Below are 20,817 nucleotides of genomic sequence, written 5' to 3' on the forward strand. Positions count from 1 at the left end.
CGAACTTGTGGAAAGAATACCGATCCAGATGAAGGGATCTCTGACTTTCTTGGTTACGACGCAGATGGCAGATGTATTCTCGAACACAATGCGGGGAACAGGTGAACTCCTGAAGGGAACCTTCGCTCTTCAGAGCTGGGAGGAGGTCAGATCAAGAAAAGGTGAAAGCTCTTCAGACTGCTTTAGAAAGCCAGATCCCCTTCCTCGCCCACAAGTACCCTCCTATTCCAGCGTAGAGGTTGCTCAGAGAGATGGCTATCCAAACGCCGATCATCCCCATCCCCAGAAGGAATCCCAGGAGAACGCTCAGCCCTATTCTGAAAACATACAGCCTCACAATGGAGAGGATGGTGAAGCTCAAAGTCTTCCCTGATCCTGTGGCTAAAGCGCTGCTTGTGAAGAAAAGGCCGAGGAATGGGAGCGAAGCAGCAAACGCTATCATGAGAGATGAGCCCACCGAGACGACAGAGTCATCGTTTATAAAGGCCCTTATCAGCTCTGCTCTAAATATCGATATAAGAGCAGCTCCGATCAAAAGAACAGTGAACACGAACTTGTGGGCGATCTCTGCTACCTTCTTCGCCCTATCCTTCATTCCAGCTCCGAGGGCCTGGGCGACCATTATGGAAAGCCCTCTGTTCAGCCCCCAAGTGAAGGACTGGACTATATCCAGGAGCCGGAGGGTTACTCCGTAGGCCGCAACTGGAGCGTCTCCGAAGTAAGCGACGATCGACATCATTATCGAGAAGGCCAGGTTTATCACGACGTTTTGAACTGCAAGAGGTAGACCAACCTTGTTCACGAGCTTGAATATGTAAGCATCGAATGAGACATCCTCTTTCGGTATAGAAATGCCGAGGCTTCCCCTCGATATCATCACATAGAGACCCGCTGCCTGAAAGGCCCTCGCTATATTGGATGTAACCGCCGCCCCAGTCACTTCCATTCTGGGAAGGCCGAACAAGCCAAAAATGAGCAGCGGATCCAGTATCATGTTCAACACGATTCCAGCAATGTTGATCTTCGTCGGAGTCCTCGTATCTCCGTACGAGTTCATCACTGAGGTTAAGGCGAAGGAGAGAAACACGAGGGGGGTGCCGAGCATGCTTATTTTCATGTACGAGACTGCATATGGGTAAACGCTCTGCGGCGTGTTCAGTAGGGAGACCAGGGCGGGCGTTGCCAAGTAAGCTGGAACCGTTATAAATATGCTGAGGAGGAGGAGAAAGAACACCGTGAAACCAGATGACTTCACCGATCTCCTCATCTCTCCTCCTCCGAAGTACTGCGAGATTATGGTTGACCCCGCTGTGGAGTAGGCCATGCCGATCGATTGGAACATCCATATGACTGTGGATGTTATCGTCGGCGCATCGAACTCCCCTACGCCCAGCCTCCCCAGCCAGAGGGCATTTATCAGATTATAGGCCATGTTCACATAGTTCGCAATCACTGTAGGCCAGGAGAGCCAGAGGAGGGTTCTGAGGGGAGGTCCTTCCAGTATCCTCTTCTTCCTCTCCTCTACGACTCCTCCTCTGCCTTTCTCCATCATCAGAATTCGCTTCCTTCAATTCTTTCGTGCTTCTTTGCATTTTTTTTTGAATATTCAACAAAGATTAATAAAGGAATGGAGAGCAGGCTGAATAGAGGGGTTGCTCATGAAGCTCAAAGACGCGCTCGAGATATCACTAATAGCTGGAGGTTACGCTGCCCTCACTATATTGGTTGCCCCAATAGCCTACGGTCCTGTGCAGGCTAGGATAAGCGATGTCCTCCTCACTCTACCTTTCTCGAAGAGGTTTTGCTGGAAGGCTGTAATAGGCCTCACAGTAGGGGCTCTCCTCTCCAATCTGGCCTCCCCCTATGGGATCTTCGACATGATCCTCGGAACCTTTGCCAACTTCCTCGCATCTTCCGCAGTTCTCGTTGCCAGCAGGCTCCCAATTTCTCGAAAAATCTCTCTCGCTGCTGGAATAGCTCTCGGCATAGCAGCTGTTGACTTCACCATAGGCTACGTCCTGCTCAGCTTAATATACCAAGTGCCGACAATCTATGCTCTTGGAGGAGTGGCTCTTGGAGAGATCCTTACTTTCGGAGCGGGCGGGTATCTCCTCGCTCTTGGGCTAGAGAAGAGGTTCGGTGCGGAGGAAGAGAAGAGGAATGAAGCTGGAAATAACGAAGCTGAGCGTCAAGCTTAACGGAAAGGAAGTCCTCAAGGACATATCGCTCAATCTTTTCGCTAAGATCACGGCTCTGGTTGGAGAGAACAGTAGTGGGAAAACCACCCTCCTCAAGAGCATAGCGGGTCTCATAAAGCCTCAGAAGGGAGACGTCCTCCTCGAGGGAAGAAGCATACTACAGATGAAGCCAAGAGAGAGGGCGAAGCTAATTGGGTACTGCTGGCAGAACCCCTACCACGGCTTCTTTGAGGAAAACGTCAGGAGGGAGGTGGAGTTCATCCTCAGAAATACGGGCCTACCTGGAAGGGAAGAGGTCCTCGATATACTGGGAGTGAAGAAGCTGCTGGACAGAAATCCGTTCAAGCTGAGCGGCGGGGAAGCCAGGAGGGTCAGCTTAGCCAGCGTCCTCGTGGCAGATCAGCCCGTCGTCCTGTTGGACGAGCCGTTCAATGACATGGACCTCGATGGCTACCTTTCTATTTTCAGGCTCCTTAACTTGTACAGGAGGGAAGGAAAGATAGTGGTCGTTGCTCTCAACAATGCTGTGATGCTGGATGCTCTCTCTCCAGATCGAGTGGTTCTTATCAGGAGAGGAGAAATTGTGAAGGATGGAAGGAAAGAAGAAATTTCGGAGGATGAAATGGAAAGATACAACATCGTCACGAGGAGGGCCCTCATTGAATCCGCTGGAGGAAATCATTAAGCTCAGGGAAAAGAAGCCCGCGCTAGGAGGAAGGATCTTCGCTGTTCTCAAGCTCCTTGTCGTTTTCGCTTCAATATCTTCCCTTCTGCTGCCTCACGGAAACGAAATAGCTGCTTCTGCCCTCTTCTTGGCTTCAGCGATGTTGATTTCATCCGGGGGCTTGCGAGTTCTTGCAAGCGGGATCATCCTGTTCTCAGCAACGATAATTCCCATAGATGCCCTCAGCCTAGCCTTCGGCGGCTCTCTCGAGAAAGTCATCAGCTCTTCACTCTACACTCTCTCAACAATGATCTCTCTCATGCTCTTCGCTTCGACGACAGCTAACGAGGATTTTGAGACGATGTTCAAGAGCAGGATTTTCGCATACGCATACTCATCCATCTTCTTCTTCATGAACTCATTCAGGAGCATCGCCGATTCTTTTGAAAGCAGGGGCTATGAAGCCATTATGAAGAAGCCCTGGTCCTACGTCCCTTTGCTAATTTCATACATTTTCAGCTTGATCGAAAAAATGGAGAAGCTCGAGGAGAGCATCGAGGCTAGAGGTGGAGACTGAAAAGGAGCTTGGTAGAAAAGCATTCAGTAAAGAAGTGAGCCTTTCATGAAAGGGGGAAGCACGAGCAAGCTCAGGGCCGAGCTTGCCAGATGGATGCTCAGACTATCCCACAAAGCTGTTCCAATGGTGAAAAGGAGATTCAATTTGAGAGGAATTGATCTTTTCGTTCCCGAGGGGATATTCAACCCTGCTTTCACATTCTCTACGGAGCTCATGATGGAGTACATTGGAAAAGTAGGCGCCGAGGGGAAAGCTCTTGAAATAGGGTGCGGCTCCGGAGCTCTTTCGATATTCATAGCAAAGAGGTTCTCCGTTGAGGCCCACTGCTTCGACATTTCCCCCCTCTCAATCACAACGGAAAGTACGATTTGGTCCTCTCCAACCCTCCATACCTGCCCCTCGACCCTCTCGATTACCTGGATCTCAACTGGTGCGGGGGAAGGGATGAAAAGCTCCTGAAAGCGGTGCTCCGCTTTGGAGTGAAAAAGCTCAGAAATGGCGGAGACCTCATTTTCTCTCAGTCCTCCCTCAGCGGGCAAGAAGCACTGAAGGAGCTTTTGAAAAATTCATTTGAGCTTGTAGGCTTTGCCACGAAGATGACGCCGCTCGACCTCGTATACGTCTTCCACTTCAGAAAAATTCTTCGAATACCGCTCCTTAAAAAGCGCCAGCTCGCAACTTCTACAGCTCGAAGGGCTTCGCTTATTTGATCATTAGATGGAAAAAAGCAATCATTGAACTTGCTGAGAGAAGATGCACAGCTTTCATTTTTAACTTTTTAAAAAACAAGTTATTTCTTTTTAAATAGTTAGAAGATTTAGATTAAAAGAAAAAAATATTAACTAATTTAATATAATTAAATAATGAAAAATGGTGAGAAAAATGGCAGGTAGGCTTGAGGGAAGAGTTGTAGTTGTAACAGGCGGAGCAATGGGGATAGGAAAGGCCACAGCAATAGCGGCTGCGAAAGAAGGCGCCATTGTTGCCGTCTGCGACTTGAATGAAGCTGAGGGGAGGAGGACTGTGGAAGAGATCAAAGCATTTGGAGGGAAGGCAAAATTCTACAAGCTCGATGTTTCGAAAGAGGAGGAAGTCAGAGAAGTCTTCAGCAAAATCGCAAAAGAGCTGGGAGACATCTACGGCTTGGTAAACAATGCCGGAATTGCGGGTGTGAACAAACCGACGCACGAGATAACCCTAGAAGAGTGGAACAAGGTCATGAGCGTTAATGTTAATGGTGTGTTCTTGTGCACGAAATACGCTGTCCCCTACATGATGAAGAACAAGAAAGGCAGCATCGTCAACCTCTCATCGATTTACGGCATAGTCAGCGCTCCAGACGTCCCGCCGTACCACGCATCTAAGGGTGCAGTGAGATTGATGACTAAGACCGACGCGCTACTTTATGCTAAATACGGTATAAGAGTGAACTCGGTTCATCCCGGATTCATAGAAACTCCAATGGTCTCAGGGTATGCAGAAAGCACAGGAAACAAGCAGGCCGTGTATGAGCAGCTGGCAAAGCTCCACCCATTAGGGAGATTGGGCAAACCTGAAGAAGTGGCAAGCGTGATCGTATTCCTGCTCTCCGACGAATCTTCATTTATGACCGGATCGGAAGTCGTAGTTGATGGTGGTTACACGGCGCAGTAATCTTTTCAGCAATCCATGCCTATACTAACTCATTTTTTAATTGCCATGGACAAAAAAACTATTAAGCATCAGCTTGCTCTTTTTTTTCTGAGCCAGACGACTCTCTGCGGGAAGGGAATCTCAATTCCAGCTCTATCCAGCGCTTTTTTAATTTCCTTAATCATATCGCTCCTCACAGTCCAGTAGTGCTGCGTCGGAACCCAAAACATCACCTTGATGTTCACTAAGCCGTCAGCCAGTGAATCAACCCAGATTGTTGGAGGAGGGTCTATCAGAACAAGCTCGCTTTTTTCAAGGACAGAGCGAACAACGCTCATTGCCTTATCAATATCGGAAGCATATGAAATGCCAACATCAAAATCTGCTCTTCTGGCAACAGCCTTTGAGAAGTTTGTAACGTTGTTTGAAAAGACGTTGTTGTTAGGAAGAGAAATGATCTCTCCGCTCCAGGCTCTAATCTGAGTGGTCATGAGACCTACATGCTCAACTACACCTCCGCTCGTTCCTATCATCACCCAATCTCCCACCCTGATTCTTCCCTCAAGCAATAGAGATATTCCCGAAAAGAGCTGGCTGAGAGTCTGCTGCAGCGCGAGACCGACAACGATCCCCGTGAAGCCCGCGGCAACGAGAAGACCGCCGAGGTTGATGCCGAGCACCGATAAGGCGACCAAGAACCCTAAGGCAACTATCGACCACTTAACGCCTCTCGCAACATTATGTGCAACCTCAGGAGAAGCTTTCAGCCTCTTCCTAACAGCTCTTGAGGATATCAGCTCAGCTACATAGTAGGAGAGTGCGATTGCAATTAGAGCTACTGATATTTTAGCGGCAGTCATTAGGTGGCTGTTCATCCAGGAGATCAAAGCCCCTATAAAAGCCCCTATAAAATCAACGCTCATTGCTCCATCCCCCTCAGACCAAACCATAATGCATAGAATATTTAACTGCGCGTCCTCTCATTGAGTATTTGAAATTTGCTTGCTCTAGCGATGGCTTAACGTTGGTTGTAACTTCAGCATAGCCTGGGTCAATGATGCTGATGTCCACTGAGCTGAAAACGATCTCATTCTCTTCGTTTACGTAGATTCCCAAACCCTCAGCGGGAATCACGATTTTTCCAACGGACACAGGGTCCTTATAAGAATTGGCCACGTTCAGCTTCACGAAGCCAAGAGCTCCTGGGTAAGAGGATTCCAGAATATCAGAGCTGAAATACCTGCACAGAGTGCCCAGATCGGAGGGGCCATACAGGGCATACTTGATTCTGCTCAGCGGAACTCTCAGGATCTGCGAACCCCCAGCAAACACCCCTAGATCAGCGGGGAACCGAAGAACAATCGAGGCTGATCTCTTTGGCAGAAAAACGTGAGCTTCCGGAAGCTTGACCATCAGCTTGTCTGTGCTGACTTTGAAACCAGCCGGAGGTACAGGCCTGAAGCTTATGAGATCGCCTTCCTCCACGCCAGCTGAAAGAGATTCAACATTCCCCTCGGCATCGAATGTCGTTACTCTGACCAGATCTCTTGCTACCCTCTCGAACTTCAGCTTCACAATGCTGAAGTCAAATTCTGCTTCTGCATCCACTCTGAAATCCATCAGCACGCTCATATCGCGAGCACCGAGCTTTTAATTAAGTGTGAATCTCTTCAGCAATGTTGTTTACAGTTTCTCCTCTTTCAGAGTTTAATCTTATGGGCTGAGATACAGAGATTCGCCTAATAAAGCTTCCCCACAACTAATAAACTTTTTATATAGAAAGGCGTTTGCTGGAATGCTGAGGAGGAATTAGAGGGAAGCCTAGAGGAGACTAAACGACTTATCTTCAGGCGCTAGCATATAACTTTGTCGGCATTAGGACTGCTCTCTCCACCATGTGAAGCCATCTTCGCATAACTTCTTCTTTCCATGCTCTGCTCTTCGCGGAGGAGCTCATCAACAACTTCAGGATCAACATCAACAACCATAGGCCTCAACGCTCTCAATGCAAGCCTGTCTTGAGGGTTCTCTGCCACGACCTCATCTCCCCCCTAATTTACCCCAAAAAGCACTTTCAATTATGTCGTCCAGCTCAAAAAATATTCTGGAATAAAATATACCTTTAATCTCATTGTTCTTCAATATATTTCCTCAGCTTGTACTTATAGATAACAATGTCAAGCAGCAGTATTACAGCCAGTGATGCAAGTATCTCAGCCAAGCTGGCGCCTATTTCTTCGGCCCCTAAGTTGAATACAACGATGTTCCTGACTGCGTTGAAGACCCATGTCGGCGGAAATGCGTTTGCCAACACCTGCACCCATTTCGGCATTAATGATGCTGGAAACCATATACCCGCCAAGAATGTCAGCAGGAGCCCTAGAACTGTTCCAAGACCCCCAGCCCCTCTGCTGGTTTTCGCGAAAATCGAGAGGACCATACCGATGCCTATACTCATGACAGCCCCGACAAACAGCAGCAGTATTGCTACCCAATGCAAAAGATTGAACGGGTTGAAAACTACATGTGCTCCAAGCAGCAACCCTACAGAAAGAGCTATTATCGCAGAGAGAATCATTGCTGCTAGACCCGACAGCACCATACCTGCAACGAGTTCCCACGACCTCGTTGGCGATGCGAGAATTCTTCTGAGGGTACCACGCTCCTTTTCTTCATATAAGGCGCTTGCTCCATATGAGAACCCAGTGTAGAGGAACATCATTCCTATTGCTCCTATTGTGTACCACCCCAATATGTTTGGTCTCGAAGAGAATGTCTCAGGCTTCACCTCTTCGTAGCTCGCGTTGATTGGAACGGCAATGCCGTACATGAAATTCCTAATAACATCTATGACCGGCTGAGACAGCGGAAAACCGCCTAAAGTGTGCTCAATGTATCCGATAGTTATATCGACTTTGGTTAAAGCTATATGCCTATCAAGCTCATTGATAAATGAGCTCACTGCTGCAAAGTTTATAGAGCTGGAATACTGGTCCCCGCCTCCAATTAACACCTTCAGCTCCGCCGTGCCAGAAGCTAACATTGTGCTGAAGTTTTCTGGAATGACAATCCCAACATCGATTCTGCCCTTTCTTAGATCACCTTCAAGAGCCCCGGTATCGTTGTACAGCTTTACATTGAACAGCCTACTGCCATTATACGTGGTTGTATTCATTATATTGATCAGGTCTGCGCTTGTAAAGTTCGCATTCCCGGTTGAAGTGGTATCCAGGTTCACAACTCCCACATTTATGTTGATAGGTGCTGCACTCCCGGGTGGCACAAATACATATGCAACCAGAATAATCCAGATGAGCGGCCAGGCAATTATCCAGAATATTGATGCTCTGTCGCTCATAATCATCTTCAAGTCTTTCACTATAAATGCCGACAGCTTTCTAGAACCCATCTTGCTTCAGCCTCCTCCCAGTAATTTTGAAGAAAACGTCCTCGAGGGTTGGTCTGACAACCCTGAGAGCTTCAATCTTCGAACCAGCTTCATATATAAGCTCTGTTAGCACTGGTACTGCTCTATCGGAATCATCAACATGCACCTTCAGCGTGTATTCATCGACATAGAACTCCTCTGAAACTTTCCCGAGATAGCTGAAAAGTTTTTCAGGAGGTTTCTCGGGAAGAGCGATTTCAATAACGCTCGGCGGCCCGTAAACTCTCTTCAAGTTCTCCGGGGAGTCCTCCGCAAGAAGCCTTCCTCTATCAATGATTCCAACAATATCAGAGAATTTATCAGCCTCATCCATATTGTGAGTGGCGATTATAACCACTTTTCCCTCGCTTTTCATCCTTTTCACCATCTCCCATACCTTGACTCTACTATCGGGATCGAGGCCCTCGGTGGGCTCATCAAGCAAAACCACTTCTGGATCATGCAACAGTGAAACAATAAGCGAGAGCTTCTTCTTCATACCGCCGCTGTATTTCGAGACCCGCTGAGACGCAAAGTTCTCAAGATTGAGCATATTGAGAAGCTCTCCTGCTCTCCTCTTAGCTTCATTCTTTGGAACATCATAGAGAGAAGCATAGAAGAATATGTTATCCCAGCCGCTGAGCCTTTCATAGAGAGAGTAGTCCTGCGGACAGTAACCTGCAACACGCTTTGCTTCTATGGAAGTGGATTCGTAGCCTTTTAACAGCACCTTCCCGCTGTTAGGCTTTTGGATTCCTGCCAGAATACTGAGGAGAGTTGTTTTGCCGGCTCCATTGGGACCCAGAAGCGAATATACAATTGGTTTATCAATTCTCAGACTAAGTCCGTCCTACACCTTGATCTGACCGTAGTTCTTAACTAAATTTGTAGCCTCAACAAACACTCTCTCCACACCTTAAATAAAAGCTATAGAATAAAATTTCGGTATAAATATAAAAATTTTCACAGAAGTTTCTGTAGCATTAAAAAGCATAATTTTCTACCATATCAAGCCAAACAGATCGCTCGGTGTGTTCCCGCATGCTTCCTGAAGCTTCGTGATGTAGCCAATACTCGCTACGTACTGGTATAGACAGCAGAGGTTTTTTTTTCCTCTTGAGCCTCATTAAGATTAATATTATGATATTTCATTTTCTTCGTCGACATTTTCACCACTTTATACAACTGCCTTGATCAGTCCATCCTCAAAGCTAGTTTTTCCATTCCAAGCAGTAGGCTGTTTGACGAAAGCCCTCTTATTGATACATAGTACTCACAGAGTTCGATAAGCAGTGGTTTGCCATAGCTGAATCATTCTAGTTGATTGAGCATTTAGTGAATTCTGCGAGCGCTAGCGTATGGTTCCATAAAGCTTGAGACTGATTCACTGCTTAGATGATGTTGCTACTTAGCAGTGCAGCATAAATGAATCCCCTCTTGCATTACCCTCTGGATCAACCCGTTTCCAAGGCTCCTTGGGATTCTCTACAGCTTTCTTTGAGGTTTTAACAATGCATCAGAAGGCACTCATCTTCATAGGAAGAAGTTTGAAAACAAGTTTTTTTTTAAAAAGATTTTGTTCAAGAGGAGCTGAGCCAGAAGGCCCTCGTGTCTAGGTAGCTACTATCACCTAAGCTTGCTATCTTGGCCATAGCCCCTGGGTACCAGAAGCCAGTTTTTATTGTCAAGGTGCCTTTAGGATCAGGCACCTTAGTTACTCCCAGCGAGATGCTTGCGCCGAAGCTAGGAGGAATTATATTGGCGTTCAAGCTTATCTGCACACTGAAGATATATGTGCTGCCTCCCGAAACAGGAATGTATAATGTACTATTTTGATCCATAATACTATCAACTACTCCGCTAACCGGCTGGCCGTCCCAGTTGTAAAACAAGTACTTAAAGAGATAAGGATCGTTGGAGGTGTCAACTGCATTTACCACCTCTATATAGCTACCGCTGCCAGTCACATACGAGTCCTGGTACTTGAATCCGAACTGAACTTCTATAATCTGCGGGCCGCCGTTGAACCAAGGGCTTTCGACACCCTTCTCAAGGGTTATTTCTACATATCCACCATCGTACCAAATACCACTGGGGCTTGACGGATCTCTCCATTTTGTCTGTATCCTTATCTTGGAGCCCATTGGATAGTAGCACACGGCAGATATGTTGTAGTTGGTGGAGAACCTCAGCACTGGGGTGTTCTGGTACCACTGATTCAGAACTATCGTGGCATCTGGAGAGGGGGCAGGATAGTTGCGTATCAACTGCTCAGTTAATGTGCTGTTCTTCGGGATGCTGTGCGCCACCACAGAAACCATCTTCTGCGTGTTGGAGTCCTTTCCCGGGTCAACAGCGAAAGTGTAGAGGCCGACGTAGGAGCCCTTCTCCACCACCGCCATGAGGTTAACCGATCTGTAGATGTACTCGACGGACGAAGGGGGATTGAATATCGTGAAGTAATAGACAGGCAGGCCTGGAGTGAATGAAGCTACTCCCGCAGAATTTGAATACCTCGTTCCTACGAGCTTCCAACCGTTCTCTGTCATCATGTAGAGGTATACCTTGGCATTGGGGAGAGGAGAACCATCGTCGCCCACCGCCTTAATGTATATCTCCTGTGGGTATGTCCCCGGGTAGTTCTCGAAAGCCGTGGTGCTCAAAACAGGAGGGGCAACGAAGAACATCAGTATTAGTGCTATAATGAGCAGGGAAACATAATCAGCCATAATTCTTCCCTAACTTTATTACTGTCTTGCAACGATATAAAGATGGTGGAAAATTTAATATATAACATCAATTCACAGAACCATCTCACAATCTCGACGTCTTCTTAGCTGAGCTGCGCCCGCAGCGCTTTCTGGGTACTGAGAGAAGAAGCCTCATATACATCTTGAAGTCCAGCTTCCTGGCCAAGTACGGGTACCTCACGTATTGTTTGAATATCTGCCTGGACCAAGACGTCGGGTGGTACTCCCTATCATCGCAGATCATCTTCTTCCTCTCCAGCTGATTCAGCAGGTGCCACCCAAAGGCCTTACCCTCTAGGCACCTGTACTAGCTGTTCCTGTAGTATTTCAATGAAGGCTTCTGTTCGCCATCGAGGATGCTGTGTAAAGCGCTCCTGCTTACGCCAAGGAGGTCTCCCAGGCCCCCTTAAGGCCCTATCTCTCTGGTATAAGTTCGGGGGGACCTCTGCGGCCTGCCCCTCGCTAGCTGTGCGCATGTCTTTTCCCATGGTCACCATCCTCCTGTTTTGCGACATTCGGGAAACATGAAAACTTTTCTGGTTTTGGTATGCAGCCCGCCGGAATTTGAACCCAGGATCTTCGGCTCAGAAGATTGGTGGTATAAAAAAAAAGATGTTTCCAATAGACACCGTAGGCTGGAAGCATGCTTCGCAAACAGTTATCCCTTAGTATACTCAATACTGGCAATCTGAAAACATCAGCTTACGGAAAAGCTGATTGCCCGACGCTCTAAACATATACTTGTTGCTTAGAAGCGTCTAAGATTATACATGTGAGGTATGAAAATGAGGATGGGATGCTGAAGCTTTTAGGTAGCGTAGATCTTGAGGAGGGCAAGGAGTACCTTAAGACTGCTAGGGAGTCCACAAAGAGTGGGAATATATATGGGATGATGTTTAATTAAACAATAAAAATAGGTAAGTAGGACTTGAGCGAAGTTGGGAAATCTATGACCTATCCGAAGATAGGTATTCTAGGTTGTTGCAGTAATGCATCGAATAATGGTACCTTGGTTTCTAAAGTAGTCTTAGATATTGTCAAAGATTTTAATGATGTAGGCGTATTATCACTACCAGCATTAGCAACGAAAGTTCCTAGGCAAGTAGCTCAAGCAAAAAAATAAATATATAGTGGTAATCGATGGCTGTCATCAAGCATGTGCTAGTAATATAGCTAAATCCTTAGGAATCAAGATTGATAGTTATATCAATCTAGAACTGGATTTAGGAATCAAGAAGAAAGGTCCTTTCACCGCTTTTGAATATGATGAGAACACATACAACAAAGTTAAGGATGCAGTAGTAAGAATAGTAAGGGAGTTGACCTCTTCACCGCCCTGATGGGCGAAAATTCCCTTTGAGCGATTCACCAGTACCCCGTTAGACTTTCAGGTGTAAAAATGAGCAACCGTACAGGAATACTTGATATGATTATTCATGCTAATCTTGGATTAGCAACGGGATTAAGCACGGCTTTCTTTGCTGTGCTTGCTACTCGTTTGGGCGCTTCCCCTTGGGTCTTAGCTTTAATTATCAGTGCTCCGTATGTAGCGGACCTGCTTGCACCGTTTTGGGTATCACAGGCCCGAAACTGGGGTGTGCGTGAACTATCAATTGGCTCACTGGTTGGGGCAGCTATCGTACTTTTGTTTCTGGGAGTTGCGCGCTATCCACTGACCTTTGCCTTATTTGTATTGCTTTATTATTTCTTCTATGGTGCCAACGATCCTCTTTACATGGCACTAGCTGAAGTCATTCACCCCGATCGTATCGGCTCTTGCATAGGACGAGTGCAAGCGGTTTTAGCGGCGTACATGCTCTAGCTAATGCACTAGCGGGCTGGTTAATGGATACATTGGGCGTCTTCGTCACTTTGACGATGTCTGCTATTAGCACTGGATTTGCAGCAGTGTTTTATCTGTTTTTCCCAAATTTATCTGAATTAGATACAAATGGAAAAGTTTCACCGTGGCAAATATTGCGCCATGATAAACTTATTCGCCGTATGGTTTTAACTTTCATGATAGCTGGTACCGGAATGGTGATGATGCTACCTGCTCTACCATTGATTGAAGTGAAACGATTAGGTTTAGACAATACTCAGATTGGAATGCTGTTAGCTGCTAATGGTATAGCATTAGTAGTCGCCTCATGGTTTTGGGGAGAGCATCTGAACGACACGCCAGCATATATTCTGAATGCCTTTCGATTAGGAATGCTTGCTATTGTCGGCAAGGCTGTGCTATATGCCATCGGTACTACTTTCTGAATATTTTTGTTCGCCAATATCTTATGTGGAATAGGCGGGTCAGCTATTTCAGTCGGCTGGCGGCTCTTTGCAATCAATCATGGATTATACAACACAGAGGATTTATCTAGTTTGCATCTATTGACTTGTGGCGTGCGTGGTTTATATGCGCCGGTCTTGAGCGCATTGTTTATCGTATTGTTGAGCTCTGCGGCTTCTCTATTGATCGTAGCTGGACATGTACTAATTGGAATGCATATACTACCGCCAACCCGATCAATCGGTACTGAATTTGTTCCAACTAGCTCTTCATCCCAGAAAGCAAATAGAGGAGAACAATAGTAGTAGGCTCCCGGGCAGGACCAGAAATAGCTTGGTCAGTCAGTAGCAGTAATAATTTCAGCTATACAGCCGTCAGCATTGACGGCTCTAATTATGATGAGAGTATCTATATCTAAGGAATTTCTCGTTATCCTTATTTAGCTAGATATGGTTCATAATATTAGGTGAGGTATTTATGGAAGCTAGAATTAGCTATGACAAGGTAGCCGACGCATTGTACATTAAATTTAAAGATGACAAGGTAGCAGACTCCGATGAGATTGCTCCTGGCGTTATAGTTGACTTTAACAGCAAGGGAGAAATAGTTGGAATAGAGGTTCTAGAGTTCTCCCGCAGGGAGATAGATCTGAAGAAACTAGTCATGGAGGGCCCTGAAACATTGGTGATTAGTAATTGAGGATACGTTATACTCTTCACGCAGTAGAGCGTATGAAGCAACGAGGCATAAGTCTAAAGGATTCTGAAAACTGTCTAAATAATCCGGAGAAGATTATTGAGGGCAGAGAATCTAAGTGTATTAAAGAAGCAAGACGATAAGGTCTTAGTAGTCGTTTTCAGGAGAGAAGGTGAAGTGGTCATAGTGATAACAGCCTATTATACGTCAAAGCTATACAAATACCTATAATAAGGCCATGAAAAGGCAAAGTGAATTTCGATACTACAGAACACCTCTTAAAACCCGAACTTTTCGAGTACGAAGGCTGAAATCTATATCGCTTTGTTGCATGTATTCAAGTAGAATTTGCAACAATATGTTAGGAGGCATAATTAGTAATTTTTCAACGGTATAATCATTCTACTGCATACCCTTTAATCTTTAAAGCAGCAAATATAGCTAGGTGTGGGCAGCTATATTTCTTGAAGATTTAGGTTCAAGCTTGAGGAAGTTGAGAAGGTTATAGAAGAGGCTAAAGTTGAAGGTCCTCTATGACTCCAACTTACTAATAAAGTACTTCACTATAGATAAGAAGGCAGGAACCATAGCAGAGAAAGCGTTTGGGTGCGAGCGGGAAGGATAAAGACAGGGATTCGAGTCTAGGGCTTCTCTCCCGACCCCAGCGCCTCACCTACCACGGTGATAACCTCCAGGTTTTCAGCAACTGCCGCATCAGCGAGCCCCTTGTCGGCTGTAACCAGATGCCTGCAGTTCGCGTAGTGCGCCGAGGCTATCTGAAGGGCATCTGCGCTGTATATATGGTGCTTCAGAACGAGCTCAGCGGTCTCCTGGATCAAGGTGGGGGATATTGGCACCAGCTTCAGCCTTAGAAGTCCTGCGAGGGTGCGGGACTCACGTATTAGGGCCCCCAACAAACGCCTAGCACTAAGGCCCCCTTTCCTCTCATATTTATCAAAGACCACTGCCGCCTCCGTAATGTTCCAGTAAGAGGTGGCTATGACTGCCACCCCCCTGTAGGCCTTAGTATAGATTCCGTCAACTACCTCGCTACCTGGTTCCTTAACGTAGCGTTTAACGAGGACGCTAGTGTCCAAGTAGTAGCATTCACTATTTGCTGATGTCATGGAGTATTCTCTCCTCCCGGGATCTCCTAGCCTCTCTAACGGCCTGGGCTGCATCGAAGCCCTCAGGCCGCCAACTCGGGATCTCATCCTCGGAGGTCGGCTCCAGCCTCTCTACGCCTAGACTGGCGGCGAACCTTTCTAGCCACCATGATGCTCCTAAGCTCTCCAGGTATTCCTCGACGAGGCGACTGAGATTTTTACCCTCGAGACTGGCTACGACTTTAGCTTCCCTGAGAACCTCCTCCTCGATGCTCAGAGTTACCTTCCTTTTTCCCATGGTATACTCCTATACGTATATACGTATCTACATACTAATAAGCCTTTGGACTCTCTCGCTGGAAGGATCATGAGATACTCCTAATCTGCCAATGCTCCACGAATTCTAGTCCACCATAGGAGAGTTATGCAGTAGGCCTGATCGCTTGAATCCGGGATCCTGCAGCTTCGAAGACCTGAGGCTTATAAACAATGTCTCCAATCGTTTCTATTTCATGATCACTACTGGAGAAAAACCTAATTGACTGGTTTCCTAATAAGATTAAATGGAGAGGGGGCAAGGGTTGTCCAAGGTCATTAAAGCGAAATATAAGAGCGGTGTGCTAGTACCTGAAGAGTCGCTTGACATAGAGGATAACAAAGAGCTTCTTATCAAGATAATCGATGTGGAGGAGAGGAAAAGAATACTAGAGAGATATCGTGGAGTCCTGGGCCGTGTAGACCCAGAGCTGTTAGAAGAGGCAATAGAAGAGGCCGAACACATTTGATATATCTCGACTCCAACGCTCTGGTCTATCTGCTCCATGATATAAAGCCAAAGTCGGATCTAGTTGTTGGAATCTTATCCAAGACAGAGCATGTCTCGGTTACATTTGAAAGCCTCACTCTTCAGGGTGGGAATGAAGCCAGTTTGAATTTTTCTATTATGTAGTACCTTAAAAAATATAGCACTGCAATACCCTCATAAGTAAGATGAGGCATGGAGGTACCCAGGAAGATGGTGCTATTACCAGGATATAATTGGCTCGAAGTGGTGCCAGGAAGGCGTGGTGGCAGGCCAACCATTAAAGGAACTCGTGTAACAGTTGATGATATCCTTGAGGCGCTAGCTAACGGTTGGACCGCTGAGGAGGTCTCAGAAAACTACAAGATACCCCTGGAGGCTGTCTATGAGGCTCTACGCTTTGCCATGGAAACTCTGAGAAAAGTCGAGGTGGTCGCAGTCGAAGCTACTAGCTGATGAAAACATACCATGGCCCCTCATAAGACTCTTCCGGAACATAGGAATAGACATAGTATGGATGCCAGAGACGGAGTATCGAGGTATAGGCGATAAAGAAATAGTAGACCTAGCAAACCACAATGGAAGAATCGTACTGACACGAGACAGCGACTTCTTAGGAGTGAGTTTAAGGAGAAAGATAGAGTATGGGCTTATCTATATAGCGGAACCGGTAAGAAAAGACAATCTTGTAAGACTCTCTAGAAACATTGTAGTAGCCTTAGAATATCTTGAGAGAAAGCCATTTATGGCAATAGTCACATCTACCACTATAGAGCTGCACCCTCTTATACCGTAACTTCTAAGCCACCAGAACAATCAGTTTACATCATAGACAGAACCTTACTATAATTAAACATACTACCAACTAACTTGATATAATGTGGCAGTCTGCCGGGATTTGAACCCGGGATCCCCGGCTCCGAAGGCCTGAGACTTATAAATAACGTTTCCAGTGTAAACCTTAAACTGGAAACACTCTCCACAATTGATTACCAATATAGATATCGGTAGAGATAATCTGGAAACATCCAGCCCCATGGGAAAGGCTTATTGCTTCAAAACCCCAAGCATATGCTTGGGGCTAGGAGATGTCTAAGGTTATTAGAGTGAAGTACGAGAATGGGGTTCTCAAACCCCTTGAACCTTTGGATTTAGAGGAGGGAGAGGTTCTGCTAGTATCGATTGAGAAGCCAGTAGGTGAACTCTTTGGAGTTCTCAAGAGAAGGAATCCCCCGGTCAGGCCTGAGGATGTTGATAAGGTTATAGAGGAGGTAGAAATTGAAGGTCCTCTATGATTCCAACGTACTGATAAAGTACTTGGCTGGAGATGAGAATGCGAGGACCCTAGTAGAGAAAGCGATTGACGGTGAGTGGAGTGGATATATAACAGGGACGATAGTCAGTGAGACTTTATACGTCTATCTAAGGCTCGCATTAGATGCCTCCAGCTATAAGCTCAAAGAGCTAATAACTAAGCAAGATGATAGGATTAGGAACCTTTTAGAGGAGGATGTGAGACCTCTACTCTCGCTCTTCAACCTGATAATGCAGGAGATTAGCATAGAGGAACTCGTAAACCTAGTAGAAAGCTATGGACTGCTGCCCAACGATGCGTTAATAGCAGTAGCTGCGCTCAAACATGGTATAAGCACAGTTGCTACTTTCGATGAGGACTTCAAGCGAGTGCCATGGCTGAAGGTTATACCCTAGGAGCCCTTAGAGTTCAGGTGAACTTCGATACCATAGGCGATCAAAGTTACACCATGATTATCAAGACTGAGTGGATCCTGGTCGCATTTAGCAGTTTTAGCTACTGATGCATTTCACTCTTAGCCTAATGATGACTGAAGAGATATTTGCGGCGGGCCCGCCGGGATTTGAACCCGAGACCTTCGGAGCCAAAGGCTCGGGATTTATTAACTATGTTTCCAATAAAAAACATCAAGTGGAAACATCTTTCACGAACGATTATCTTCCATGGTATCAACACGGATAATCTGGAAACTAGTTTAAAAAGAAGATATCAAACGAAAAGTCTCTATAATTGCTCTACTCCATTTGGCGAAGTAACATAAGAAGCCATAATCCAAGTGATACAAGCACCACAGCCTAGCGTAAGTCCCTTAAGCCAGCAACAAGAAAAGAAGAGGACACTAAAAATATCAAAATTTTAGTTGAAGCTCTGTTTTCATATTGTAGTAGTACCACAAGTAGTTACATCATCTGCTAGTAACCCTCAGGTGCCCAGATATACCAAATATAAAGTTTAATAGAGTTTGGAATATTATAAATAAATTTATTGATTTATAATATATTCAAGGATTTTATACAATTTCTCCATATAATACTTCTTCCTACTCAGGGTTTTCCAGAAGAGAAAGTAAACGTCCTGCAGCTCCATAATATCGTCTTGTATAGGCTCTATATATTCTGGTTTGTGAATGCTTAACTTATAAATTTCGTTTAATAAATTTAAATAATAAAAACTATCTAAATCATTTAGCCAAAAGTTTCTTAAACTTGCTATAGAGTACGATGGTAAGTAACTGATTTTATTGGCAGAAATTTGGCTATGAGCCAATAAAGATGGAGTAGAGAAATTATTTTCGTTAAAATGTTTTAAGAAGTTATTATAATTATAGAGGGAGATCGGATTAATCCTATCTCCATCATCTGCTAGGGTTATGAAGTCTCCTTCTCTTAGCTGGGAGATAACCTTATTTATGTACTTTTCCAGCTTATCCCATTCAAATGGTTTATGGAAAAGGCCTGAATTCCCATAACTTAGGTTCTTCACTGCATCAAAGTCTCTAAAAAACAATCTAAGCTCTTTATTATTGCTGGTTCTATAAGTATATATTTTATGCAATTCTCTTCTATCAAGATAAGTATCTATTAAAACTGATTTCATCTCATTAGTTCTAGAAACATTCCATTTCCATGTCTGAATTTTGAAACATAATTTAAGATGACTTTCGTCTAATACCACATTTTTTATTCCAAGATTAGGCAGCAGTTCACTTAGAATAGATACCCATGTGAAATTAGGAGGGAAAAAAGTAGTTGGCTTTACTCCAAATAATTCCCCTTTAAGACTCAAATCTTTTTCTAAGTGGGTCTTTAGGAATCTGTATGGGACTACCGGGGGAAAAATTTCATAATAGAATGTTGATGCAAGCTCTAGTATTTCTTTACTAATAAGGGATTCCATCAAATTGATAATTTCATGGTCTATCTTACCTATACGTTTCAATAGACTGCCAGTGACTGCTAATGTGAATGGCTTTGAATATTTCCTATGTAGAAGGAGCAAAGGCTTTAAGCTTATTCTAACTAGGTCTTTAATTTCATCATCAGTGCTAACTGATGGAAGATGGTAATACCATATTACTATGAACCCTCTGTCTAACATGAGACATTACCTATAATTCTTTAAATATTCTCACAAGTTCATCAACATGCCTTTTCCATGAGAATTTCCTTGCCCATAGTCTTGCGTTCTTCTTAATTAAAAGAAGCTTATCTCTTTCTCTTGAAAACATTTCTATATAATCTGCCATCTTATCTATGTCTCCGACATCTACCAAAAACCCTGTAGTACCATCTTGAATTATTTCATTAACAGCCCCAACATTAAAAGCTATAGGGATGCAACCATATGCCATAGCCTCTAATAGTGCTAACCCAAAAGTTTCATAGAGAGATGTAGAAATGTAAATGTCGTTATGACTATAGAATATAGATACATCTTTAGTAAACTTTTTATGATGTATATATGGTGTAAGAGAATATTTATTTATCAAATTAAAAAAGCTCTCTAACCTAGGTCCATCCCCTATTATAGTATATGTAAAGTTTAGACCTCTCCTCCTTAGTTCATTCGTAAGAGCAATTATATAAGTTAACCCTTTATGTTCAGTGAATCGCAAAACGGATAAGAGCTTTAGATTTTTCTTTTTGCCCTTTCTTGTATTTCTGATAATGTATTTGCTTCCTACCCTAGAACGTACTCTAACACCTAGTGGAATTACAACTATGTCTTCTGGGTCTAGATTATAAATCTGAATTAAAACTCGTTTAGTAAATTGTGAAGGAACAATGATTTTCTGTGAATATCGCGTTAATATAGATTCTAGAAATTGATGCATTTCGTCGGATACAGGTTTATCAAAGTATGTGAAGCCAGCATAAAGAGGTAGATGATGCATTGAGATAATATTATTTGAAAAACCCTCAAGATGGAGGAGAGCAGATATCAGAGAATTATAGTAATCCTGAACAAAAATTATGTCATAGTTCCTATCAATTACTTTTATGAGTTTCTTCAGGGTTTTCCGATATAGATTAAGACCATAAGCGGTTATGTTCGAAATACTTTTAGTAGTATAAAAGTTAAGAATTTTATTATTTATAACATGGATTATTTTATTATGGCCATCCTTTTTAATGATTATAGAATCTTTCGGCTTCTCACCTCTAACGATAAAATAATAAGACGGTATATCCAAAACAGTAACTCTTATACCTCTCCCTTTCAACTCCTGATATACTTCATAACTATATCTTCCTAATCCTCCCCAAGTATAAGGAGGAAACTCCGAAGTTAAGAGTAAGATTTTCAAGTTTATTCCCTATTAATATATAAAACCGAAGTGCTTTTAAGTCTTTATAGCGTATT

The 20,817-nt window shown here is 44.4% G+C and carries 29 protein-coding genes; 17 read left to right on the top strand and 12 right to left on the bottom strand.

Annotation, left to right across the window (positions count from 1 at the left end):
• Positions 1-172: 172 nt before the first annotated feature.
• Complete coding sequence (locus tag ACLGLO_RS06700) at positions 173-1,552, bottom strand: MATE family efflux transporter (RefSeq protein ID WP_492128129.1); 1,380 nt, start codon at positions 1,550-1,552, stop codon at positions 173-175.
• A gap of 106 nt (positions 1,553-1,658) precedes the next feature.
• Here ACLGLO_RS06700 and ACLGLO_RS06705 point away from each other — a divergent pair, with 106 nt between their 5' ends.
• The 6 genes from ACLGLO_RS06705 (at position 1,659) to ACLGLO_RS06730 (ending at position 5,092) form a co-directional block, all read left to right on the top strand.
• A complete protein-coding gene (locus ACLGLO_RS06705; protein ID WP_492128130.1) occupies positions 1,659-2,198 on the top strand; it encodes a QueT transporter family protein in 540 nt (179 codons plus the stop codon).
• On the top strand, positions 2,140-2,883 hold the full coding sequence (locus tag ACLGLO_RS06710; protein WP_492128131.1) for an energy-coupling factor ABC transporter ATP-binding protein: 744 nt from the start codon (positions 2,140-2,142) through the stop codon (positions 2,881-2,883). Before ACLGLO_RS06705 ends, ACLGLO_RS06710 begins: the two co-directional genes overlap by 59 nt.
• Positions 2,858-3,439, top strand: coding sequence for an energy-coupling factor transporter transmembrane component T family protein (locus tag ACLGLO_RS06715; RefSeq protein ID WP_492128132.1), 582 nt, complete (start codon positions 2,858-2,860; stop codon positions 3,437-3,439). Before ACLGLO_RS06710 ends, ACLGLO_RS06715 begins: the two co-directional genes overlap by 26 nt.
• Before the next feature lie 45 nt (positions 3,440-3,484).
• A complete protein-coding gene (locus ACLGLO_RS06720; protein ID WP_492128133.1) occupies positions 3,485-3,898 on the top strand; it encodes a hypothetical protein in 414 nt (137 codons plus the stop codon).
• A 20-nt stretch (positions 3,899-3,918) separates the two neighbouring features.
• Entirely contained in the window at positions 3,919-4,149 is a 231-nt protein-coding gene (locus tag ACLGLO_RS06725; protein WP_492128134.1) for a hypothetical protein, read from the top strand.
• Between the two features lie 172 nt (positions 4,150-4,321).
• On the top strand, positions 4,322-5,092 hold the full coding sequence (locus ACLGLO_RS06730; RefSeq protein WP_492128135.1) for an SDR family NAD(P)-dependent oxidoreductase: 771 nt from the start codon (positions 4,322-4,324) through the stop codon (positions 5,090-5,092).
• Between the two features lie 68 nt (positions 5,093-5,160).
• On the opposite strand, the gene ACLGLO_RS06735 is transcribed toward ACLGLO_RS06730, so the two are convergent.
• From ACLGLO_RS06735 to ACLGLO_RS06765, 7 genes are all read right to left on the bottom strand, one after another.
• The gene (locus tag ACLGLO_RS06735; RefSeq protein ID WP_492128136.1) at positions 5,161-6,021 is read right to left on the bottom strand and encodes a mechanosensitive ion channel family protein; all 861 of its coding nucleotides are present in this window, start codon (positions 6,019-6,021) and stop codon (positions 5,161-5,163) included.
• Positions 6,008-6,703, bottom strand: a complete 696-nt coding sequence (locus tag ACLGLO_RS06740; RefSeq protein WP_492128137.1) for a DUF432 domain-containing protein — start codon at positions 6,701-6,703, stop codon at positions 6,008-6,010. Before ACLGLO_RS06740 ends, ACLGLO_RS06735 begins: the two co-directional genes overlap by 14 nt.
• 221 nt (positions 6,704-6,924) lie before the next feature.
• Positions 6,925-7,107, bottom strand: a complete 183-nt coding sequence (locus tag ACLGLO_RS06745; protein ID WP_492128138.1) for a hypothetical protein — start codon at positions 7,105-7,107, stop codon at positions 6,925-6,927.
• Positions 7,108-7,199: 92 nt separating this feature from the next.
• Entirely contained in the window at positions 7,200-8,480 is a 1,281-nt protein-coding gene (locus ACLGLO_RS06750; RefSeq protein ID WP_492128139.1) for an ABC transporter permease, read from the bottom strand.
• Positions 8,470-9,336, bottom strand: a complete 867-nt coding sequence (locus tag ACLGLO_RS06755; protein ID WP_492129164.1) for an ABC transporter ATP-binding protein — start codon at positions 9,334-9,336, stop codon at positions 8,470-8,472. The genes ACLGLO_RS06750 and ACLGLO_RS06755 overlap by 11 nt, the downstream gene beginning before the upstream one ends.
• Before the next feature lie 742 nt (positions 9,337-10,078).
• Positions 10,079-11,227, bottom strand: a complete 1,149-nt coding sequence (locus tag ACLGLO_RS06760) for a hypothetical protein (protein ID WP_492128140.1) — start codon at positions 11,225-11,227, stop codon at positions 10,079-10,081.
• Between the two features lie 85 nt (positions 11,228-11,312).
• Positions 11,313-11,492: a hypothetical protein gene (locus ACLGLO_RS06765; protein ID WP_492128141.1), complete on the bottom strand. Its 180-nt coding sequence runs from the start codon at positions 11,490-11,492 to the stop codon at positions 11,313-11,315.
• 522 nt (positions 11,493-12,014) lie between these two features.
• Here ACLGLO_RS06765 and ACLGLO_RS06770 point away from each other — a divergent pair.
• The 6 genes from ACLGLO_RS06770 to ACLGLO_RS06795 all read left to right on the top strand — a co-directional run bounded on the left by ACLGLO_RS06770 (position 12,015) and on the right by ACLGLO_RS06795 (position 14,374).
• A complete protein-coding gene (locus ACLGLO_RS06770) occupies positions 12,015-12,152 on the top strand; it encodes an antitoxin AF2212-like protein (RefSeq protein WP_492129165.1) in 138 nt (45 codons plus the stop codon).
• 223 nt (positions 12,153-12,375) lie between these two features.
• A complete protein-coding gene (locus ACLGLO_RS06775) occupies positions 12,376-12,588 on the top strand; it encodes a putative zinc-binding protein (RefSeq protein WP_492129166.1) in 213 nt (70 codons plus the stop codon).
• A gap of 59 nt (positions 12,589-12,647) precedes the next feature.
• Positions 12,648-13,070: a hypothetical protein gene (locus ACLGLO_RS06780; RefSeq protein WP_492128142.1), complete on the top strand. Its 423-nt coding sequence runs from the start codon at positions 12,648-12,650 to the stop codon at positions 13,068-13,070.
• Between the two features lie 23 nt (positions 13,071-13,093).
• Positions 13,094-13,516 carry a hypothetical protein gene (locus ACLGLO_RS06785; RefSeq protein ID WP_492128143.1) on the top strand — a complete coding sequence of 141 codons (423 nt, stop codon included), beginning with the start codon at positions 13,094-13,096 and terminating at the stop codon, positions 13,514-13,516.
• 496 nt (positions 13,517-14,012) lie between these two features.
• A complete protein-coding gene (locus ACLGLO_RS06790; RefSeq protein WP_492128144.1) occupies positions 14,013-14,234 on the top strand; it encodes a DUF2283 domain-containing protein in 222 nt (73 codons plus the stop codon).
• Complete coding sequence (locus ACLGLO_RS06795) at positions 14,231-14,374, top strand: DUF4258 domain-containing protein (protein ID WP_492128145.1); 144 nt, start codon at positions 14,231-14,233, stop codon at positions 14,372-14,374. The genes ACLGLO_RS06790 and ACLGLO_RS06795 overlap by 4 nt, the downstream gene beginning before the upstream one ends.
• A 498-nt stretch (positions 14,375-14,872) precedes the next feature.
• Here ACLGLO_RS06795 and ACLGLO_RS06800 read toward each other — a convergent pair whose 3' ends face one another.
• Positions 14,873-15,412, bottom strand: coding sequence for a type II toxin-antitoxin system VapC family toxin (locus ACLGLO_RS06800; protein WP_492128146.1), 540 nt, complete (start codon positions 15,410-15,412; stop codon positions 14,873-14,875).
• Positions 15,342-15,635 (bottom strand): DUF6364 family protein, encoded by a 294-nt coding sequence (locus ACLGLO_RS06805; protein WP_492128147.1) that lies wholly within the window; start codon positions 15,633-15,635, stop codon positions 15,342-15,344. The genes ACLGLO_RS06800 and ACLGLO_RS06805 overlap by 71 nt, the downstream gene beginning before the upstream one ends.
• A 283-nt stretch (positions 15,636-15,918) precedes the next feature.
• Here ACLGLO_RS06805 and ACLGLO_RS06810 point away from each other — a divergent pair, with 283 nt between their 5' ends.
• The 5 genes from ACLGLO_RS06810 to ACLGLO_RS06830 all read left to right on the top strand — a co-directional run bounded on the left by ACLGLO_RS06810 (position 15,919) and on the right by ACLGLO_RS06830 (position 17,849).
• Positions 15,919-16,122: an antitoxin family protein gene (locus ACLGLO_RS06810; RefSeq protein WP_492128148.1), complete on the top strand. Its 204-nt coding sequence runs from the start codon at positions 15,919-15,921 to the stop codon at positions 16,120-16,122.
• Positions 16,123-16,334: 212 nt separating this feature from the next.
• Positions 16,335-16,595 (top strand): DUF433 domain-containing protein, encoded by a 261-nt coding sequence (locus ACLGLO_RS06815; RefSeq protein WP_492128149.1) that lies wholly within the window; start codon positions 16,335-16,337, stop codon positions 16,593-16,595.
• A 46-nt stretch (positions 16,596-16,641) separates the two neighbouring features.
• Positions 16,642-16,935, top strand: coding sequence for a DUF5615 family PIN-like protein (locus ACLGLO_RS06820; protein WP_492129167.1), 294 nt, complete (start codon positions 16,642-16,644; stop codon positions 16,933-16,935).
• A gap of 292 nt (positions 16,936-17,227) precedes the next feature.
• Positions 17,228-17,434, top strand: a complete 207-nt coding sequence (locus ACLGLO_RS06825; protein ID WP_492128150.1) for an antitoxin family protein — start codon at positions 17,228-17,230, stop codon at positions 17,432-17,434.
• On the top strand, positions 17,418-17,849 hold the full coding sequence (locus tag ACLGLO_RS06830) for a type II toxin-antitoxin system VapC family toxin (RefSeq protein ID WP_492128151.1): 432 nt from the start codon (positions 17,418-17,420) through the stop codon (positions 17,847-17,849). The genes ACLGLO_RS06825 and ACLGLO_RS06830 overlap by 17 nt, the downstream gene beginning before the upstream one ends.
• Positions 17,850-18,435: 586 nt before the next feature.
• On the opposite strand, the gene ACLGLO_RS06835 is transcribed toward ACLGLO_RS06830, so the two are convergent.
• Together ACLGLO_RS06835 and ACLGLO_RS06840 are read right to left on the bottom strand one after the other, a co-directional pair.
• Positions 18,436-19,551 (bottom strand): hypothetical protein, encoded by a 1,116-nt coding sequence (locus tag ACLGLO_RS06835; protein WP_492128152.1) that lies wholly within the window; start codon positions 19,549-19,551, stop codon positions 18,436-18,438.
• A 10-nt stretch (positions 19,552-19,561) separates the two neighbouring features.
• On the bottom strand, positions 19,562-20,761 hold the full coding sequence (locus ACLGLO_RS06840) for a glycosyltransferase family 4 protein (protein ID WP_492128153.1): 1,200 nt from the start codon (positions 20,759-20,761) through the stop codon (positions 19,562-19,564).
• Positions 20,762-20,817 lie beyond the last annotated feature (56 nt).

Source organism: Fervidicoccus sp. SLHALR4, assembly GCF_058692745.1.

Bases quoted from the DNA above. Each gene is read 5' to 3' on its own strand.
- ACLGLO_RS06705 (WP_492128130.1), top strand. From the start codon at position 1,659: ATGAAGCTCAAAGACGCGCTCGAGATATCACTAATAGCTGGAGGTTAC.
- ACLGLO_RS06780 (WP_492128142.1), top strand. From the start codon at position 12,648: ATGAGCAACCGTACAGGAATACTTGATATGATTATTCATGCTAATCTT.
- ACLGLO_RS06735 (WP_492128136.1), bottom strand. From the start codon at position 6,021: ATGGTTTGGTCTGAGGGGGATGGAGCAATGAGCGTTGATTTTATAGGG.
- ACLGLO_RS06730 (WP_492128135.1), top strand. From the start codon at position 4,322: ATGGCAGGTAGGCTTGAGGGAAGAGTTGTAGTTGTAACAGGCGGAGCA.
- ACLGLO_RS06785 (WP_492128143.1), top strand. From the start codon at position 13,094: ATGGATACATTGGGCGTCTTCGTCACTTTGACGATGTCTGCTATTAGC.
- ACLGLO_RS06760 (WP_492128140.1), bottom strand. From the start codon at position 11,227: ATGGCTGATTATGTTTCCCTGCTCATTATAGCACTAATACTGATGTTC.
- ACLGLO_RS06720 (WP_492128133.1), top strand. From the start codon at position 3,485: ATGAAAGGGGGAAGCACGAGCAAGCTCAGGGCCGAGCTTGCCAGATGG.
- ACLGLO_RS06750 (WP_492128139.1), bottom strand. From the start codon at position 8,480: ATGGGTTCTAGAAAGCTGTCGGCATTTATAGTGAAAGACTTGAAGATG.
- ACLGLO_RS06765 (WP_492128141.1), bottom strand. From the start codon at position 11,492: ATGATCTGCGATGATAGGGAGTACCACCCGACGTCTTGGTCCAGGCAG.
- ACLGLO_RS06805 (WP_492128147.1), bottom strand. From the start codon at position 15,635: ATGGGAAAAAGGAAGGTAACTCTGAGCATCGAGGAGGAGGTTCTCAGG.
- ACLGLO_RS06815 (WP_492128149.1), top strand. From the start codon at position 16,335: ATGGAGGTACCCAGGAAGATGGTGCTATTACCAGGATATAATTGGCTC.
- ACLGLO_RS06800 (WP_492128146.1), bottom strand. From the start codon at position 15,412: ATGCAGCCCAGGCCGTTAGAGAGGCTAGGAGATCCCGGGAGGAGAGAA.
- ACLGLO_RS06700 (WP_492128129.1), bottom strand. From the start codon at position 1,552: ATGATGGAGAAAGGCAGAGGAGGAGTCGTAGAGGAGAGGAAGAAGAGG.
- ACLGLO_RS06790 (WP_492128144.1), top strand. From the start codon at position 14,013: ATGGAAGCTAGAATTAGCTATGACAAGGTAGCCGACGCATTGTACATT.
- ACLGLO_RS06740 (WP_492128137.1), bottom strand. From the start codon at position 6,703: ATGAGCGTGCTGATGGATTTCAGAGTGGATGCAGAAGCAGAATTTGAC.
- ACLGLO_RS06825 (WP_492128150.1), top strand. From the start codon at position 17,228: ATGTCTAAGGTTATTAGAGTGAAGTACGAGAATGGGGTTCTCAAACCC.
- ACLGLO_RS06835 (WP_492128152.1), bottom strand. From the start codon at position 19,551: ATGTTAGACAGAGGGTTCATAGTAATATGGTATTACCATCTTCCATCA.